The organism is Leptotrichia rugosa (assembly GCF_041200005.1).
Lineage (GTDB): Bacteria > Fusobacteriota > Fusobacteriia > Fusobacteriales > Leptotrichiaceae > Leptotrichia > Leptotrichia rugosa.
Map to the genome: position 1 here is coordinate 1,231,335 of NZ_CP165644.1, position 15,544 is coordinate 1,246,878.

The 15,544-nt window shown below is 31.0% G+C and carries 13 protein-coding genes; 5 read left to right on the plus strand and 8 right to left on the minus strand.

Annotated features, from left to right (window positions below; genetic code table 11):
• Window positions 1–32 precede the first annotated feature (32 nt).
• The 3 genes from AB8B22_RS06020 to pnp are packed head-to-tail and all read right to left on the minus strand — an operon-like array spanning window position 33 to window position 3,007.
• The gene (locus tag AB8B22_RS06020; RefSeq protein WP_094080317.1) at window positions 33–293 is read right to left on the minus strand and encodes a YggT family protein; all 261 of its coding nucleotides are present in this window, start codon (window positions 291–293) and stop codon (window positions 33–35) included.
• A 14-nt stretch (window positions 294–307) separates the two neighbouring features.
• Window positions 308–853, minus strand: a complete 546-nt coding sequence (gene pgsA, locus AB8B22_RS06025; protein ID WP_314081321.1) for a CDP-diacylglycerol--glycerol-3-phosphate 3-phosphatidyltransferase — start codon at window positions 851–853, stop codon at window positions 308–310.
• A 33-nt stretch (window positions 854–886) separates the two neighbouring features.
• Complete coding sequence (gene pnp, locus AB8B22_RS06030) at window positions 887–3,007, minus strand: polyribonucleotide nucleotidyltransferase (RefSeq protein ID WP_369710441.1); 2,121 nt, start codon at window positions 3,005–3,007, stop codon at window positions 887–889.
• A gap of 281 nt (window positions 3,008–3,288) precedes the next feature.
• Between pnp and AB8B22_RS06035 the strand changes: the two genes are divergently transcribed.
• From AB8B22_RS06035 to AB8B22_RS06045, 3 genes are all read left to right on the plus strand, one after another.
• Window positions 3,289–4,218 (plus strand): helix-turn-helix domain-containing GNAT family N-acetyltransferase, encoded by a 930-nt coding sequence (locus AB8B22_RS06035; RefSeq protein ID WP_314081325.1) that lies wholly within the window; start codon window positions 3,289–3,291, stop codon window positions 4,216–4,218.
• Between the two features lie 15 nt (window positions 4,219–4,233).
• Entirely contained in the window at window positions 4,234–5,127 is an 894-nt protein-coding gene (locus tag AB8B22_RS06040; RefSeq protein WP_369710442.1) for a 5'-3' exonuclease, read from the plus strand.
• Window positions 5,128–5,228: 101 nt separating this feature from the next.
• Window positions 5,229–7,241 (plus strand): DNA polymerase, encoded by a 2,013-nt coding sequence (locus AB8B22_RS06045; protein ID WP_369710443.1) that lies wholly within the window; start codon window positions 5,229–5,231, stop codon window positions 7,239–7,241.
• A 78-nt stretch (window positions 7,242–7,319) separates the two neighbouring features.
• Here the strand turns inward: AB8B22_RS06045 and AB8B22_RS06050 are convergent, their stop codons facing one another.
• Window positions 7,320–8,174, minus strand: a complete 855-nt coding sequence (locus AB8B22_RS06050; protein WP_369710444.1) for a histidinol-phosphatase — start codon at window positions 8,172–8,174, stop codon at window positions 7,320–7,322.
• A 175-nt stretch (window positions 8,175–8,349) separates the two neighbouring features.
• Here AB8B22_RS06050 and AB8B22_RS06055 point away from each other — a divergent pair, with 175 nt between their 5' ends.
• Both AB8B22_RS06055 and prfB read left to right on the plus strand, forming a co-directional pair.
• Window positions 8,350–9,384 carry a 2-hydroxyacid dehydrogenase gene (locus AB8B22_RS06055; RefSeq protein ID WP_094080312.1) on the plus strand — a complete coding sequence of 345 codons (1,035 nt, stop codon included), beginning with the start codon at window positions 8,350–8,352 and terminating at the stop codon, window positions 9,382–9,384.
• Between the two features lie 173 nt (window positions 9,385–9,557).
• A protein-coding gene (gene prfB, locus AB8B22_RS06060; RefSeq protein WP_369710445.1) for a peptide chain release factor 2 occupies window positions 9,558–10,656 on the plus strand; the annotation gives its coding sequence in 2 pieces (ribosomal slippage) (window positions 9,558–9,620 and window positions 9,622–10,656; 1,098 coding nt in all).
• Window positions 10,657–10,666: 10 nt separating this feature from the next.
• On the opposite strand, the gene AB8B22_RS06065 is transcribed toward prfB, so the two are convergent.
• The 4 genes from AB8B22_RS06065 to AB8B22_RS06080 form a co-directional block, all read right to left on the minus strand.
• Window positions 10,667–11,485, minus strand: a complete 819-nt coding sequence (locus AB8B22_RS06065; protein ID WP_369710446.1) for a Cof-type HAD-IIB family hydrolase — start codon at window positions 11,483–11,485, stop codon at window positions 10,667–10,669.
• A 266-nt stretch (window positions 11,486–11,751) separates the two neighbouring features.
• Window positions 11,752–12,393, minus strand: coding sequence for a V-type ATP synthase subunit D (locus AB8B22_RS06070; protein ID WP_369710447.1), 642 nt, complete (start codon window positions 12,391–12,393; stop codon window positions 11,752–11,754).
• A 2-nt stretch (window positions 12,394–12,395) separates the two neighbouring features.
• A complete protein-coding gene (locus AB8B22_RS06075) occupies window positions 12,396–13,775 on the minus strand; it encodes a V-type ATP synthase subunit B (RefSeq protein WP_369710448.1) in 1,380 nt (459 codons plus the stop codon).
• The gene (locus AB8B22_RS06080; protein WP_094080308.1) at window positions 13,768–15,540 is read right to left on the minus strand and encodes a V-type ATP synthase subunit A; all 1,773 of its coding nucleotides are present in this window, start codon (window positions 15,538–15,540) and stop codon (window positions 13,768–13,770) included. Before AB8B22_RS06080 ends, AB8B22_RS06075 begins: the two co-directional genes overlap by 8 nt.
• Between the last annotated feature and the right edge of the window lie 4 nt (window positions 15,541–15,544).

Here is a 15,544-nt window from a genome sequence, read left to right on the forward strand (position 1 = left end):
AAAATGTAATATTTTTATAAAAAAACTATTTTTTAAAAAGCCATACCAAAAAGGCTTCTGATAAATTCTAAAACCATCAATCCTATAATAGCTGAAAAATCAAAACCTCTTCCTCCAATGAATATATTAACCTTAAATATTTTAAGATATGGATCAGAAATTTTTTTAATAATTCTAAAAAAAGCCATATTATTAAAAGGATCAATCCAAGAGCCTAAAACATTAAGAACGATGATGGTTTCATATATATCTAACAACACGCTAATTATATCAGCAATTAGAAAAAAATTCAATTTTTAAATTCTCCTTATTTATTTAAAATTTTTTTACATTTCAAAAGATATTCTGCTCCTGACACAACTGTTAAAATAACAGGAATTAAAAGCAATATATTATTTATTTTAAAACTTAATGGAAATAAAATTATAATTACCAAAACGACCATTTGAACAAATGTCTTCCATTTTCCTAAATTTCCCGCTGCAATTACAACACCTTCCGCCGCTACAATCGAACGAAGCCCTGTTATTAATAATTCTCTAAAAATGATTATAAGTACAAACCAAAGGCTTATTTCGTCAAACTTTGTAAGTGTTACCAAAGCTGAAATTACAAGAATTTTATCGGCAAGCGGATCCAAAAGTTTTCCCAAATTTGTGACTAAATTATATTTTCTGGCAATTTTCCCATCGTAGTAATCTGTAATAGAAGCCGCTGCAAAAATAATTGTCGCCAAAATTCTCATAGTTATTTCAAACGCTGAATTTTCAGCTTTTAATGCCAATGTCAAAACCATGACAAAGGGAATAACTAAAATAATTCTTAATGTTGCTAATTTATTAGGTAAATTCATAAACATCACTCCTTAACTTTAATTTAAATTTTATTAATTATTTAACGCTTTGATACTCAAATTAAATTTATCTTCATTTTCAATTGAAATTACTTTTACTCTTACAATATCACCTTCTTTTAGCGCATCTTCAGTTTTTGCAATTCTTTTATCGCTAATTTCAGAAATATGAAGAAGTCCTTCTTTTCCTGGTAAAACTTCTACAAAAGCACCAAATTTCATAATTTTTGTAACTTTTCCCTCATAAATTGAATTCAATTCAACTGACTGAGTTTGAAGTTTGACAAGTTCCAAAGCTCTTGCCATTTTTTCAGTATCATTTCCAAAAATTGATACTTTTCCATCATCTTCAATATCAATAGAAACTCCAGTTTCATCAATAATTGCCCTTATATTTTTTCCTCCAGACCCGATAAGTCCTGCAATTTTATCAGGATTAATTTTAAATATTTCTATTTTTGGAGCATTTTTAGCAACTTCTGGTCTTGGTTTGGAAATCACCTGCTCCATCTTATCAATAATGAACATTCTTCCATCCAAAGCCTGTTTTAGCGCAATTTCCATTATTTCCCTAGTAATTCCTTCGATTTTTATATCCATTTGAATTGCTGTAATTCCATTTTTAGTTCCAGCGACTTTAAAGTCCATGTCTCCCAAGTGATCTTCCAAACCTTGAATATCAGTTAACACAGTAAATGTTTCCCCTTCTTTTATAAGTCCCATCGCAATTCCTGCAACTGTTGATTTTATTGGAACTCCAGCTGCCATCAGTGCAAGTGAACCGCCGCAAATAGTTGCTTGCGAAGATGAACCGTTAGATTCTGTAATTTCTGAAACTAATCTCACTGTATAAGGGAATGTTTCTTCATCTGGCATTACATATTTTAGTGCTCTTTCAGCCAAGTTTCCGTGTCCCAATTCACGCCGACCAGGTGCTCTCATAAATCCTGCTTCTCCAACTGAATACGGTGGGAAATTGTAATGCAAGAAGAATTTTTTTCTGCTCTCATCTTCCATTCCATCTATAATTTGCTCGTCTTCCTTACTTCCAAGCGTTGCAACGACAAGCGCCTGTGTTTCTCCTCTTGTAAACAAAGCTGAACCGTGTGGCACAGGAAGTGTATCAATTTCCACATCAAGCGGTCTGATCTGTGTCGTAGTTCTTCCATCCGCTCTATATTTTTTATATAAAATAGCGTTTCTTACCAATTTTTTCTCAACATCTCTGTAATATCCTTTAAAAGCCTTTTCCAAATCTTTTAAAAAGTCTTTATCTTTCAGATTTTCATTTCCATCATTTTCCAATTTTTCTAAATATTTTTCAAATAATTCAGTTTCCAAATTGTCAATTGCTTCATATTTTTCCAGTTTTCCAGGAGTCATAATCGCATTTTCCACTTCATTTTCAAATGAGTCAACAAATTCTTTTATTTCAGATGGAACTTCTTTTTTATCAAATTCATACTTTTTCACATCAAATTGAGACAAAAATTTTTCTTGCTCAAGACAAATTTCTTTAATCTTTTCGTGCCCAAATATTATCGCTTCTAACATCACTTCTTCACTAACTTCTTTTGCTCCTGCTTCTACCATTGTAACGGCTTCTTTAGTTCCAGCAACAGAAAGTTGAATTTCACTCTGTAAAAGTTCTTCCGCCGTCGGATTTAAAATATATTCGCCGTCAATGTACCCAACTGTAACTCCAGCAACCGTCCCTGCAAATGGTATATCCGATAATCCAAGCGCCGCTGACACTCCAATAGTCGCCAAATTTTCTGGAAAATTAATTTCATCATAAGAAATAACTGTAATTACAATATGCACTGCATTTAAAAATCCTTCTGGAAACAGTGGTCTAATCGGTCTGTCAATAAGTCTTGAAATCAAGATTTCATCAGTCCCTGGCTTAGTTTCTCTTTTTATAAATCCACCAGGAAATTTCCCGGAAGCGTAAAATTTTTCGATATAATCCACAGTAAGCGGGAAAAAATCTTGTCCTTCTTTTACATCTTTACTTCGAGTAGCTGTGACTAGAAGCATCGTTCCGCCACAACTAACAACTACAGAACCTCCCGCTTGTCTAGCTATTTTTCCTGTACTTATTTTTATTTTCTGTCTTCCTAAATCAAATTCACATATTTTTTCGTCAAACATTTTTCCTCCTAATTTTTTTATTTTTTTAAGAAGAGAAGCAAATAATAGTAAAAACTTTTACAAAAACAAAAATCTTTACAATTACTTACTCCCCAAACTTCTTAAAATCAATATAATTATACCATTTTTCAATTTTTTTTACAATTTTTTTAAAAATATTTCTTATAAGTCACTTCTAAATTAAAAATTTGCATATTATGTAAAATAATTGTATAATCTCTGTGTTAAAACATTAAAAATTATAACTAAAGGTATAATTTTTTGGGTGGTGAAATTTTTAGATGGAATACGAAAAAAAGAAAATTGAAACTATGAGAAATTTTAATTTTTATTACATCAATATTATAAAAAATTTCTATAAAGATATTGTAAATTATAATTTTTCTTTAAATGAATATCGAATATTAAATGAAATTAATAATTTAAGAGATTGCACTTCCAAAAAAATTTGCAGGAATTTATATTTGGAAAGCAATTTTGTAAACAGAACTTTGAGAAAATTTCAAAAATTTAACTTGGTTAAAAAGAAATTATCGCTTTTAGATAAAAGGCTTTATTATTTCGATTTGACTAAAGAAGGAAAAAATAAATTAAAAAATTTTAACAGAATGTCTGACAAAAAAACTAAAGAAATATTTTCTAATTTGGATATTTATGATCGTGAAAGACTTGTAAAAGATATGTCTTCGATAAAAATGATTTTGGATGTGAACGAAAAAATTAACTTGGAAAATATTTTTATTAGAGATACTTTGATGTATGGTGATATAAGTTATCTAATTTATATTTATAGCTTAATTTACATCCAAAAGTATAATTTTCCGCTGTCGTTTGAAGCAAATATTGTTAATTCTTTTTCAAATTTTTTTAAAACTTATGATGAAAAAAGTGACAAAATCTGGATTGTCGAATATAATAACGAAATCATAGGATTTTCTTGCATTATGGTAAACGATTATAAAGAAGCCGAGCTTAGATGGTTTATTTTGCACCCAAATTACCGTGCAAAAGAATTAGAAAAATTACTTCTCACTAAGATTCTGGAATTTTGCTACAAAAAAGGATTTGAGAAAATTTTTACTTATGTTTCAGACGATTTGGAAAATGAGATAAAATTTTATGAAAAAATTGGATTTAAAAAGACAGAAGATTTTAAAAATAATCCGCTTAGAAAAAATATTAAAATGATTAAACTAGAAATGGAAATTTAGAAATGAGGTTTTAACTTGAAAAAAGCAGTAATATTAGATACGAGTGCAATTATTTACAGAAGCCACTTTGCACTGATGGGAATGAGAAACTCTAAAGGTCTTCCAACAGGAGCTACATTTGGATTTATCAATACATTAGAAAATGTCATAAAAGAATTTAGTCCCGACTATCTGGTTGCTTGTCTCGATGTGAAAAGAGAGGAGCTTGAAAGAAGTGATGAGCTTGAGACATACAAAGCCAATAGGGAAAGTATGCCAGAAGAAATTGTCGCACAACTGGATATTATAATGGACATCTTGGACGGCTACAACATCCCAAAATATAAAAAAAGAGGACAAGAAGCTGACGATGTAATTGCGACATTTGCAACACATTTTTCAAAAGATGAGGAACCGATAGAAACTTTTATCATAACAGGAGATAAAGATCTAGCTCAGCTTGTAAATGGGAAAATAAACATTGCACTACTTGGCAAAGGAAATGACAAAGACTCGAATTTTAAATATATAAGAAATGATAACGATGTCGTCGACTATTTGGGAGTTACTCCTGATAAAATTCCTGATTTATTTGGACTTATGGGAGACAAGTCCGACGGTATTCCAGGCGTTACAGGAATTGGGCCTAAAAACGGTGTAAAACTTATAACAACTTACCAAAATTTGGAAAATCTTTATAAGAATATTGAAGATTTAAAAGGAAAACAAAAAGAAAATCTTATAAACGATAAAGAAAAAGCCTTTTTGAGTAGAGATCTTGCGACTGTAAAAAGGGAACTTGAAATAGAATATGACAAAAACAAACTAAAATTTGAGACTAAAAATTTTGAAAAACTTTTGGAAATTTACAAAAAAACGGAATTTAAGAAATTTAGTGCAAATCTAGAAGAAGAAAGAAAAAAGTTTTAAATCAAAATTTAAAAAATTCTGATAAAATCAGTGAAGAAGAAAAAAATTCAGCTTAAATTACAAAAAGAACTTGAAGAAATGAAAGAAAAGAAAAAAGAATTTTGGAAGAAGAAGCTAAATATGACAGAGAAAATCCTATTTACAATGGAATTTCAAGTTTTTATTCAAATAAAAATAATTCAGAAAAATTCGATATTTTGAATATTTTGGATATAAAAAAAGAAATTTCGCAAAAAAATATAGACTATAAAATTGTGAATTGGAATGAAGCCCACGAAATAATAAAAAAAATGGAAAACAAAGTTTCTATTTTTGAAAATATATTTGGACTTTCAATTTCTGACGGAAGCGAAAATATTGTTCTTTTAAACAGCGATTTAGAAAAAGTTTTAAACGGCGAAAAAACTGTTCAGATTAATTTGTTTGAAAAAATGGAGAATAACGATTCTGAAAATGTTTTTAAAATTTATGAAGAGCTAAATAAAAAAGAAATTATCGCTTACAATATAAAAGAATATATGAAAAAGCACTCAAATTATTTTGATGTCATTATTTCTGGAAAAAATTATTCTTTTTCGCCTTTAAGAAATAAAGATACCGAAATTGACTACACACTTAGATGTGAAAATTATTTTGATGTTATGATTGCTTCGTATGTCCTTGAAACTGAAGGGGAAAATGAAATTGAAAATATTATAAAAGATGAGCTGGGAATTGAAATTGCACCATTTGAAACTGAATTTCAAAAAGAGAGAAGAAAAAGAAATTTTAGTGAACTGAGCGATGAAATAAAAGCTAATTTTTTAGCAATTCGTGGATTTTATATCTATCATCTTGAAAAGATATTAAAAATTGAACTTAAAAATAACGGCTTATTTGATGTGTACGAACATTTAGAAAGTAAGCTAATTCCCGTACTTGCACAAATGGAAGAAAATGGAATTAAAATTGATAAAAAATATTTTAAAGATTTTGAAAATGAATTAAACGAAAAAATTGATAAATTGATTTCAAATATTCACAAGATCGCAAATGAAGAATTTAACATAGATTCTTCACAACAGCTAGGAGAAATTTTATTTGAAAAAATGCAAATTCCAGTCGTGAAAAAGACAAAGACGAGATATTCAACCGATGTTGAAGTTTTGGAGAAAATTGCAAATAATGAAGAACTAAGCGATGAAAAACGGGAAATTGCAAAAAATTTGCTGGAATATAGAGCGTTTAAAAAGCTACTTTCAACTTACATTGAGCCTATTCCGCAGTATGCCGACAAAGACGACCGCATTCACACGACTTTTAATCAAAATGGAACTGCAACTGGAAGACTGTCTTCAGCTAATCCAAATTTGCAAAACATTCCTGTGAGAACCGATGATGGAATTAGAATCAGAACTGGATTTGTTGCAAAAAGTGGACATAGCTTGATTTCATTTGACTATTCACAAATTGAGTTAAGAGTTCTTGCTGAACTTTCAAAAGATAAAAATTTAATTTTCGCTTACAAAGAAGACAAAGATTTACATGATTTAACTGCAAGAAAAATATTTTTAAAAAATGACGGCGAGAAAGTTTCAAGAGAAGAGAGAAGTATTGCAAAAGTCATTAATTTTAGTATTCTTTATGGAAAAACCAACTTTGGATTGTCCAAAGAGCTAAATATTTCAGTTGGAGATGCCGCACAATATATAAAAACTTATTTTGAAGAATATCCAAGAGTTCAGAAATTTTTGGATATTGTGACTGAAACTGCTAAACTTCATAGTTTTGTAGAAACCTTTTTCGGAACGAGAAGATATATAAAAGGAATTGACTCACAAAATAAAAATATTTTGGCACAGGCGATTAGAATGGCTGTAAATACTGTCGTTCAAGGAACTGCGGCAAATGTTATAAAAATTGTCATGATAAAACTTTATGAAGAGTTGAAAAACGATGAAAATATAAAAATGCTGCTGCAAGTTCACGATGAATTAATTTTTGAAGTAAAAGATGGATTTGAAGAAACTTATATGACAAAAATTAAAGATATTATGGAAAACACAGTAAAATTTGAAAAAGTGCCGTTAAAAGCAAATGGGAATATTGCTAAAAATTGGGGACTTTTGAAATAAAAAATAAATTTTGTTTAATAACAAGGGGAAATATCCCCTTGCTAAATATTTAAATTGAAATGCTAAAAAATTTTATTTTTATATCTTTTCCAAAGTTCTTTTTCTCCTATCAAATGTTACAATTTCATCTATTCCAAATTTTTTCACATATTCTGCCGCTTCCTTTATATTCATTCCCACATGTTCGCTGTAATGGGCATCACTTGACAAAATCACTGGAATATCATATTCTTTCACATATTTCATAAAATCTTCATATGGTGTAATTTCTTTTATCGGATAACGATAAGAAGTCCCTGTATTCACATCCACAATCATATTATTTTTTTTCAAAACTTTTGCTGTATTTTCAAGTAAATCTTCAACTTCATTTGGATTTGGAATATTTTTAAATAATCTCAAATTAAAAGGATGTCCTAAAACGTCGTAATATCCAGTATTTGCTACATTTTCAATCTCTTTTGCATAATCACGCCAAATTTGAGTTAAATTTTCATCTGTAAATTTATGTTTTAATGCGCTAAAATCAAACCCCCAGCCTTTTATAAAATGAATTGAGACTATTAAATAATCAAATTCATATTTTGACAAAATTTCTTGAGCTTTTTTTTGATTTTTGAAATTACAAACTTCAATCCCCCATTTCACAGGATAACCTCGTTTTTTTAACGAATCTATGTAATCTTTGTATTCATCGAGCGTGTGAACAAACTTCGTTTTCTGCTCAAGCCATTTTTTCTGAAAATTTCCAACTTCACTGTCATCTAGAATCAACTCTTCATAATACAAGTCCTTAAACTCTTTAAACCCGTGTGTATGCTCCGTTATTCCAATTTCATTAAGTCCCATTTTTTTAGCCTGTTCAAAAAAAGGATTTGCGAATTCATCCTTGTAACTTCCGTATTCAAAGTGCATATGATAATCGTTTAGCATAAAAAATCCTCACTTTCTATATTTTTTATAATTTTAATTATATCACTAAAATTTTTTTATTTCAAACTTTATATTTATAAAAATTTTTTTATTTTATTAAAGTCTAAAAATTATTTGACTTAATCGATTTTTTCTACTATAATAATATTATAATAATATTTAGGAGGAATTTAAGATGAAAATTGTAGTTTTCGATGCAAAACCATATGACATTGAGTTTTTTAACAAATGGAACAAAGAATTTGGTGCGCAAATTACATATTTTGAAGAAAAATTAAGTTTAAAAAATGTAATGCTTACAAAATACCAAGATGTTGTTTGTACATTTGTAAATGATGATTTAAACGAAAAAGTATTAAACATACTTTCAAAAAATGGAGTAAGAGTGGTTGCAGCAAGATGTGCTGGTTACAACAACATTAATTTAAAAGCAGCTCGTGAAAATAGAATTACTGTTTTAAGAGTACCAGCTTACTCTCCATATGCTGTTGCTGAACATGCACTAGCTCTACTTATGTCAGTAAATAGAAAAACTCACAAAGCTTATAACAGAACAAGAGAAGGAAACTTCAGCCTAGCAGGATTAACTGGAATGGATTTAAACGGAAAAACTGCTGGAATTATTGGAACTGGTAGAATAGCAAGAATTTTCATAAGAATTTTGAATGGATTAGGAATGAAAGTTATTGGTTATGATAAATTCCCTAATGAACAAGCTGCAAAAGAAGGAAATTTCACTTATGTGACATTAGATGAAATATTTGCAAAATCTGATGTAATCTCATTACATTGCCCATTATTCCCTGAAACAAGACACACAATTAACAAAGAAACTATTGCTAAGATGAAAGACGGTGTTATCATAATTAATGCTGCCAGAGGTGGATTGATTGACACAGAAGCACTAGTCGAAGGATTAAAAGATAAAAAAGTCGGTGGAGCAGGACTTGATGTTTACGAAAATGAAAGTAGCTATTTCTTTGAAGATGAATCAGCAAGTGTGTTAGAAGATGATTTATTAGCTAGATTGTTGTCATTTAACAATGTTGTACTAACTTCTCACCAGGCATTCTTGACAAAAGAAGCACTAGATAACATTGCTGAAGCAACATTTAACAATATTTTATCTTACGTTAAAGAAGAACCATTAGTAAACGAAGTTTGGTACAACGAAGAAACTGGTAAAGTTGTTGAAGGTTTGAGAAAATAATTACTATTCAATTTTTTAAGAAATTAATGAGAGGCTGTTTTTTTGGAAGAGCAGCTTCTTTTAATATTTATATTTTCCCAATAAGAAGTCTTGAGCTCTTGTCAGTAAATAAAATATGATTTATGTTTTTTTAACAATTTTATTAACAAAAAAGAAAAAAGAGAGGTAAAAATATGGATTTATTTGAAATAAAAAAACAGCAAGAACAAAATAATGTTGATATTGAAGAAATCAGGAGGCATCTTTGACCCAGAAAATTTAAAAAACGAAATTGATAATTTGGAAAAAAAGACTTTTGAAAACGATTTTTGGAATAGAAAAGATAGTAAAGAAATATTAAAAAATTTAAATAATAAAAAAAAATTATTGGAAGAATACGATATTCTAAAAAATTCTTACGAAGAAGTTGATACAATTGTAGAATTTATTGAGATGGGCGATAACTCTTTTGAAACTGAACTAGAACCAAAAATATCAGATTTAGACAAAGAAATAAAAAATTTTAAGACAAAATTACTTTTAAACGAAGAATATGATATGAACAGTGCAATTCTTACGATAAATGCTGGTGCTGGTGGAACTGAAGCATGTGATTGGGCACAAATGCTCTACAGAATGTACGACAGATGGGCGAACCATCATAAATTTAAAGTTGAAATTTTAGACTCACTTGCTGGAGAAGAAGCTGGAATTAAAAGTATCACGCTAAATATTAAAGGAAATTACGCATATGGTTATTTAAAAGGAGAAAAAGGGGTTCACAGACTTGTGAGAATCTCGCCATTTGATTCAAATGCTCGGAGACACACTTCATTTGCCGCTGTAAATGTCATTCCAGAAATTGACGACGAAGTGGAAATTGATATTCGCAGTGAAGATTTGAAAATTGATACTTATCGTGCAAGTGGTGCTGGAGGACAGCATGTAAATACAACTGATTCAGCAGTTAGAATTACACATCTTCCCACAAATACAGTCGTAACTTGCCAAAATGAGCGTTCTCAACTAAAAAATAAAGAGACGGCGATGAAAATATTAAAAGCGAAACTATTTGAACTGGAAATGGAAAAACGGGAAAAAGAAATTTCCGATATAAAAGGCGCAGAATCAAAAATTGAATGGGGAAGCCAAATTCGTTCGTATGTATTTCAGCCTTATAAAATGGTTAAAGACCACCGAACAAAAGCTGAGGAAGGAAATATTGAAAAAGTTATGGACGGGGATATTGACTTATTTATAAATGAATTTTTGAACTTTAATAAATCTAAATAAAGTTGGGGGGTTATTCCCCCAAAAATTTTTCTATAGCTTTCGCCACTCCATTATTTTCATTTGTGTCAGTTATATAATTTGCCGCATCTTTAGCCATTTTAGTTCCATTTCCCATAGCGACTCCAACTCCAGCAAATTTTAGCATTTCAATGTCATTATTTCCATCTCCAATTGCCATAACTTCTTCTCTTGGAATATTTAACTTTTCTGCTAATTTTTTTAACGCCACACCTTTATTTGCACCTTTTGGCAATGTTTCGTAAATATATTTTTGGCTTAATACGCCACTGTATCTGCTATTTATCAATTCTCCCTTGTCTTTTACAAATCTTGTGATTTCATTTTCATTACCTAAAAACATTGATTTAAAAAATGTATGCTTTCCACTTGTCGCTTCTTCAATTGAAATTGGCTGAACTTCAACATAGACTAATTTTCCATCTTCTTTTGTATATTCATTTGCTCTCTCGCCAATCACAAAGTAATCGTTATCATTTGAAACCGTAAAATCCAAATCATAACCTTTTCTCAACTCATTCAAATATACGACATCTTCTTTTGTAATTTCTTCAAAAGCAAGTAATTCCCAATCTGTAGTTTTATGAACTGAACATCCATTGTTTAAAAGCACATATTCATCCAAATTATATTTTTCCAGCTCCAATTCCTTATAAGGTGGCAATATCCCAAAAAGTGGTCTTCCTGTACAAAGAACGACCTTCACTCCAGCTTCTATCGCTTTGTGAATCGCTTTTTTTTGCGGTTCTTCAATGTGTTTTTTTTCACTTAATAAAGTTCCATCCATATCTATCGCTATTAACTTTACCATTTTATTTTTTAGTTCCTTTCTTTTTTCTTTTCTTTTTTATTCTATTCTATTATTTTTTGTATTTTATATTTTTTTATTTCTTCTTTTTTAGTCAATTAATTTATTAATTTAAATAATTTCTTAAATTAAAGAAGTTAAAATTAATTATTTTAAAAAATTTTTTTGTAAAATTACAAAATAAGTCCGATAATATTTATTTTTTATATTTAAAAATTACGCTAAAATATTATTTTTATAATTTTAATATTTTAGCGCATTTAATAAAATTATGCTTCTTTATCTTTTGCCATCATATCTTTGACTTTCATAAGTCTTGTTATGCTTCCTCTTTCATTCTCATCCAGTTTCATTTGGATAAACCTGATAGTTTCTTTTAATTGCGGAATTGTCATATATTCTAGCGCATTAACACGCCGTCTTGTCTTTTCAACTTCATCCGCCATCAATTGACACGCTTTTTCCACTTCTGCTAACTCCAGTAAATTTCTCATAACTTTGTTTAAACCTTCAATTGCATCATCTAAATCCGCCGAAGTCTGTGCATATCCATAAGGGTAGGCAATTTCTTCAGATTCAGTTTGATTAAAAGTCATTTTAGGTACATTTACACTCATTACATTTTTAGTCTTAATATCTACACCTAATTCCTGCTGTGAAAAAGTAATCGCATCTTCCAGCATCTCATCTGACATAACTCCACGAGCTAATAAAAAGTCCTTGAACGAATCCTGTAATTTACCTTCAACTTTTAACCTCAATTTTCTATTTTCTTTCACTAAGCCTATGAATTGCCGCATAAGTTCATCTTGCTTATCTTTTAAAAGTTTGTGTCCACTTGTTGCAGTTTTTAGACGGACTTTTAGTTTTGATAACTCCATTCTAGTGGGATTTACATTTAATTTTGCCATAATTATTCATCACCTTTTGGTAAATATTTTTCCAAATATTCGTCTCTAATTCTCTTAAGCTCTGTTCTTGGTAATATTTTTAACAAATCCCATCCTAAATTTAGTGTATCTTCAATTGATCTATTATTTTCAAATCCTTGTGCCACGTATTGCGATTCAAACGCATTTGTAAATCTAACAAATGCTTTATCTGTTTCAGATAGCGCCGATTCTCCCAAAATTACCGCAAGTTCTTTAGCTTCTTTTCCAGTCGCATAAGCTGCGAATAACTGATTCATCGTATCAGCGTGATCTTCTCTAGTTTTACCTTTTCCAATCCCTTTATCTTTCAATCTCGAAAGTGATGGTAAAACATCAATTGGTGGCATCAAATTTTGCTTATACAAATCTCTTGATAAAATAATTTGTCCTTCTGTAATATATCCAGTCAAATCTGGAATTGGGTGAGTTTTATCATCTTCAGGCATTGTCAAAATAGGAATTTGTGTAATTGAACCTTTTCTTCCTTTAATTCTTCCAGCTCTTTCATAAATTGTTGATAAATCAGTATAAAGGTATCCTGGATAACCACGACGACCTGGAACTTCTTTTCTTGCAGCCGAAACTTCCCTTAACGCTTCACAATAGTTAGTTAAGTCAGTAAGTATTACCAACACGTGCATTCCCTTTTCAAATGCCAAATATTCAGCACAAGTAAGAGCCATTTTAGGAGTTGCAAGTCTTTCAATCGCAGGATCGTTTGCCAAGTTCATAAATAACACCGCTCTATCAATCGCACCCGTTTTTGTAAAGTCATCAATAAAAAACTGCGCTTCTTCAAATGTAATCCCAATTGCACCAAATACAACCGCAAATTTTTCATCTTTTCCTAAAACTTTCGCCTGTCTTGCAATTTGCAGCGCCAAATCAGCGTGTGGCAGACCTGAACCAGAGAATATCGGCAATTTTTGCCCTCTTACAAGCGTATTTAACCCATCAATTGCTGAAACTCCAGTTTGAATGAACTCTGATGGATAATCACGAGCAACTGGATTTATCGCAACTCCGTTAATATCTAGTGTCTGTTCTGGTATAATTTTAGGACCGTTGTCTTTTGGTCTTCCAAGCCCATCAAATACACGTCCTATCATATCTTCAGAAACTCCAAGGGATAATGGTCTTCCCAAAAATCTAACTTTTGAGTCTTTTAAGTTAATTCCAGCTGAATTTTCAAATAATTGCACAACCGCTTTATCTCTACTAACTTCCAAGACCCTACCACGACGAAGTTCTCCAGTTTGAGTTTGAATTTCTACCAATTCTTCATAAGTAATTCCTTCAACTCCCTCAACTACCATAAGCGGTCCCACTATTTCTTTTATAGTTTTGTATTCTTTAAGCATTTAATGCACCTCCTTTGTTAATTAAATTATCAATTTGTTCAGTCAACTCTTTTGAAATTTCGTCAATTTTATTTAATTCAGATTCTGGCAAATATTTTGCTCTGGCAATTCTTTCTCTTACCGCTAACTCTGAAATTTCGTTTAGATACGCTCCGTTATCCAAACCTCTTATTCCTTCATCATAAAATTTTAAAACTAATGCTAACATTTTATCTTGTTTTTCAAGAGAAGTATAAGTGTCAGATTCCATAAATGCATTTTGCTGCAAATAATCTTCTCTTATTGATTTTGCAACTTCCAGTTTCAATTGGTCTTTCTCAGACAAAGTATCTTTTCCTACAAGTCTTACAATTTCTTGCAAACTAGATTCTTCTTGAAGTAATGACATAGCTTTTGATCTATTTTTAGAAAATTCAGGTCCTACATTTTTGTCCATCCATCCATCGACTTTTGTTTGATACAAAGTATAAGAATTTAACCAGTTAATCGCTGGGAAATGTCTTCTGTAAGCTAGGTTTGCGTCAAGCCCCCAGAACACTTTAACGATTCTCAAAGTTGCCTGTGATACTGGTTCAGAAATATCTCCACCTGGAGGCGATACCGCACCAATTACAGTTAGCGCACCTTCTCTTCCATCTTTTCCTAAACAAACGACATGTCCGGCTCTTTCATAAAATTCAGCAGCTCTCGAACCAAGATATGCTGGGTAACCTTCATCTCCCGGCATTTCTTCAAGACGCCCTGACATTTCTCTTAGCGCTTCTGCCCATCTCGATGTAGAATCCGCCATTATTGCAACTGAATATCCCATATCCCTAAAGTACTCAGCAATCGTAATTCCAGTATAAATACTAGCTTCCCTTGCTGCAACTGGCATATTTGAAGTATTTGCTATAAGTACTGTTCTTTTCATAAGTGATTCCCCTGTTTTAGGGTCGACAATTTCTGGAAATTCCATAAGAACATCTGTCATTTCGTTTCCACGTTCCCCACAACCTACATAGACAATAATTTCAGCATCCGCCCATTTTGCCATCTGGTGCTGCACAACTGTTTTCCCTGAACCAAATGGTCCTGGTACACAAGCAGTTCCACCTTTTGTTACAGGAAAAAATGTATCAATTACTCTTTGTCCTGTTATCAATGGAGCTTCTGGATTTAATTTTTTTGCGTATTTTCTACCTCTTCTAACTGGCCATTTTTGCATCATTTGAACTTCTACATCACCTTTTTCAGTTTCAATTACTGCAACTGTTTCAGTTACTGTGAAATTTCCTGCTTTTATTGATTTTAGCGTCCCTTTTATTCCAAATGGCACCATTATTTTATGACTTACAACCGATGTCTCTTGAACAGCTCCTAAAATATCTCCTTCTTGCACTTTTTCTCCAACTTTTAGCACCGGCTCAAATTCCCATTTTTTCGTTCTGTTTAATGGAGCAACTTCCACTCCTTTAGTCAAAAAATCTCCAGCAATATTTTGATATTCTTTTAACGGTCTTTGAATCCCATCAAACATCGCTTCCAGTAATCCTGGTCCCAACTCCACGCTCAAAGGTTCTCCTGTTGTATAAACAGGCTCTCCTGGACCTATTCCTACTGTTTCTTCATATACTTGAATAGAGGCCTTGTCCCCTCTCATTTCGATAATTTCACCTATAAGTTTACTATCAGAAACTCTTACCACATCATAAACATTGGCGTTTTCCATACCTTCTGCAACCACAAGAGGTCCTGATACTCTAATAATTTTTCCTGTTTTCAACTAA

Excerpts from the sequence above, each read along its gene's own strand:
- AB8B22_RS06050 (WP_369710444.1), bottom strand. The coding sequence starts at position 8,174 with ATGCTAAACGATTATCATATGCACTTTGAATACGGAAGTTACAAGGAT.
- AB8B22_RS06035 (WP_314081325.1), top strand. The coding sequence starts at position 3,289 with ATGGAATACGAAAAAAAGAAAATTGAAACTATGAGAAATTTTAATTTT.
- AB8B22_RS06065 (WP_369710446.1), bottom strand. The coding sequence starts at position 11,485 with ATGGTAAAGTTAATAGCGATAGATATGGATGGAACTTTATTAAGTGAA.
- AB8B22_RS06070 (WP_369710447.1), bottom strand. The coding sequence starts at position 12,393 with ATGGCAAAATTAAATGTAAATCCCACTAGAATGGAGTTATCAAAACTA.
- AB8B22_RS06075 (WP_369710448.1), bottom strand. The coding sequence starts at position 13,775 with ATGCTTAAAGAATACAAAACTATAAAAGAAATAGTGGGACCGCTTATG.
- pgsA (WP_314081321.1), bottom strand. The coding sequence starts at position 853 with ATGAATTTACCTAATAAATTAGCAACATTAAGAATTATTTTAGTTATT.
- pnp (WP_369710441.1), bottom strand. The coding sequence starts at position 3,007 with ATGTTTGACGAAAAAATATGTGAATTTGATTTAGGAAGACAGAAAATA.
- AB8B22_RS06055 (WP_094080312.1), top strand. The coding sequence starts at position 8,350 with ATGAAAATTGTAGTTTTCGATGCAAAACCATATGACATTGAGTTTTTT.